Annotated in this window: 2 protein-coding genes; both read right to left on the bottom strand. The window is 33.1% G+C overall.

What is annotated here, in order from left to right:
* Nucleotides 1-498: 498 nt before the first annotated feature.
* Entirely contained in the window at nucleotides 499-1,890 is a 1,392-nt protein-coding gene (gene hydA, locus BMY82_RS09310; RefSeq protein WP_091976276.1) for a dihydropyrimidinase, read from the bottom strand.
* An 86-nt stretch (nucleotides 1,891-1,976) separates the two neighbouring features.
* The coding region (locus BMY82_RS09305) for an isochorismatase family protein (RefSeq protein WP_144019741.1) at nucleotides 1,977-2,680 on the bottom strand (704 nt) is incomplete at its 5' end.

Below are 2,680 nucleotides of genomic sequence, written 5' to 3'. Positions count from 1 at the left end.
CTTGTTTAAACGATTAATCAATTGCTGTAAAACAGCTTATTGAATTAACCTGCTGTTCAATTTTCAAAGTTCATCTGCCGCCTCTCGACGACTTACTAATACTAACATATCTAAAGTTTTTTGTCAACACTTTTTTATTTTTTAGTTTTAACTTACTAAAAACTTCTTCTATTCTATGCTTTCCTCTTTTAAAGGACAAGTAATAATATACCATTTAAAATCTATTTTTGCAAGTATTTTTTATAAAGAATTACTATTAATAGTAATTTTATAATAGTAATAATAATTTTATTTTTATTCTATGTAAATCCTAATCTATGGATATCGAAACTTGTATATATCACCTATATCTACCTTATTCAATACTTTTTCATCATTCTAAAAATATTATCTTGTTAATTAAGAAGGTCTGGATACAGACCTTCTTAATTATATTATATTATTTACTTTATTAATATATAATTATTATATATAGTTCACAAGTTAATACAAATAGGTCTATTCTCCTCTATAGTAATCATAGCAAAATGCATACGGTTTACATTTTTGCCATCTACCTTTTCCTCTTTCACCTACAAATTTGCCATTTTTAGCTATTCTTTCCCCTCTCAAAAATACCTGTTCAGGTTTTCCTTTTATCTTAAATCCTTCAAATGGGCTATAATCTATTCCATGAAGGCTTTCTTTATTACTTATCATACCTTCAAAATAAGGATCAAATATTATTATATCAGCATCAGAGCCTACAGCTATTTCACCTTTTTGAGGATAAAGACCTACTATTTTAGCCGGCTTAGTCGAAAATAACTCTATAAATTTTTGACGAGTTATCTTTCCTTTACAAACACCATTTGTCCATAATAAAGCAAGTCTATCTTGTACTCCAGGGCATCCATTTGGAATTTTAGTGAAATCTCCTATTCCACGTTTTTTAGCTTCGAATCCACCTTCTACTGCACAGTGGTCAGAACCAACTGCCTGTATCCATCCTTTTTGAACTGCATCCCATAATGCATCAAGATGTCTTTGAGGTCTAAGTGGAGGTGCACATACATATTTAGCACCTTCAAAATTTGGTTTTGCCAGATAGTCTGTGTTTAAAGTTAGATAGTGAGTACATGTTTCACCGTATATAGGCCATCCTTCTTCATATGCTTCTCTAATTGCTTCCATAGCCTCAGCTACACTAACATGAACTACATAAAGTGGACAATCCACAGATTTTGCAAGAGCTATTGCTCTCTTTGTTGCTTCTTCCTCTGCTATAGGTGGTCTTGAGTAATAGTGGTATATTGGATCTGTACAACCTTCTTCAAGATATTTTTTCTGCAATACACTTATTATATCTGCATTTTCGGCGTGAACCATCATGGTAATACCATGTTTCTTTGCTATCATCATAGCTTTTAATATGGACTCATCATCAGAATAGAAATTTGTCCCCTTATAAGCCATAAATAGCTTTAAAGAAGCTACTCCTATTTCTGAAAGTTGTGGTATTTCTTCAAATACAGAATCTTTTGGATCCATTATAATCCCATGAAATGCATAATCTACACATGCTATGTTTTCAGCTTTTGCAGCTTGCCTTTTAATAGAATCTATTAATGACACATCCTTATCCTGGGGAGCAAAATCAACTATTGTTGTTGTACCTCCTACTGCTGCTGCATCTGTAGTTTCAAATAATCTCGCACCAAAAGATCCATAGTGAACATGTTCATCTACACCACCTGGAAATATAAGTTTTCCTTCAGCATCAATTATTTCATCTGCTTTTATATCTAAATCTTTACCTATTTCTTTTATTATTCCATCTTCAATATAAATATCAGCACTATATTCATTTGTTGATGTGACAATTGTCCCGTTTTTTATTAGCTTCTTCATGATTGCCTCCTTTGAAAAAAGGAGACATCTCCAATAATGTCTCCTTTTTATTATATAGTATGACCAAGCCATCTTTATTCGAGATATTACTTGTCTAATTTTCTCTCATGCTTTGTATAAACTGATGAATCTATACCTTCTAAGTATTCTACAACTTCTTCTACTGGCAAAACATCACAGAATTTAGCTTCCATATCGAATAAGTTCCATTCTATTACACCTGGCACTCTATCACCTACTGTTCCTTCTGGAACTATTGTCTTGAAACCATATCCTGTAGAGTCCATAACTGTATGACGAACACATGCACAAGATGTTGCCCCCATAACTATAACTGTATCCACACCTAAATAATTAAGTGTCTGAGCCAAATGTGTACCGAAGAAATTAGATGCATATTTCTTATGAATAACTGGTTCTTCTGGTTGTGGCTTTAATTTAGGATCTATTTGCATCCACTCTGAGTCTATGTCAAGAGCACTCATTGGTATCTTCTCATCCCATCTTGGTAAATCCCACTGTTTTTCTCCAATATATCCTGTAGTTGTGTGGAAAATTGGAACACCAGCTTTACGTGCAGCCTCTAAAACCTTAAGTGCATTTGCACAAACTTCATCTGAATGGTTGCAAGTAAATACATGTCCTTCACTCATCCAAGCTTTAGCCATATCTACTGTAGTTATCGCAGGAGCTTTTCCAAACCCCATCTTTCTCATAAATCCACGTTCTTTATATATCTTTCTAGCTTCAGCAAACGCCTTCTTTAAAAGTTCCTCATCAAATTCATAAT

It is taken from the genome of Peptostreptococcus russellii, from assembly GCF_900110295.1.
Taxonomy (GTDB): domain Bacteria; phylum Bacillota; class Clostridia; order Peptostreptococcales; family Peptostreptococcaceae; genus Peptostreptococcus; species Peptostreptococcus russellii_A.
This window is presented reverse-complemented; position numbering and strand designations above follow the sequence as displayed.

What these genes read in the sequence shown, in the direction of transcription:
- hydA (WP_091976276.1), bottom strand. Translation starts at nt 1,890, where the DNA reads ATGAAGAAGCTAATAAAAAACGGGACAATTGTCACATCAACAAATGAA.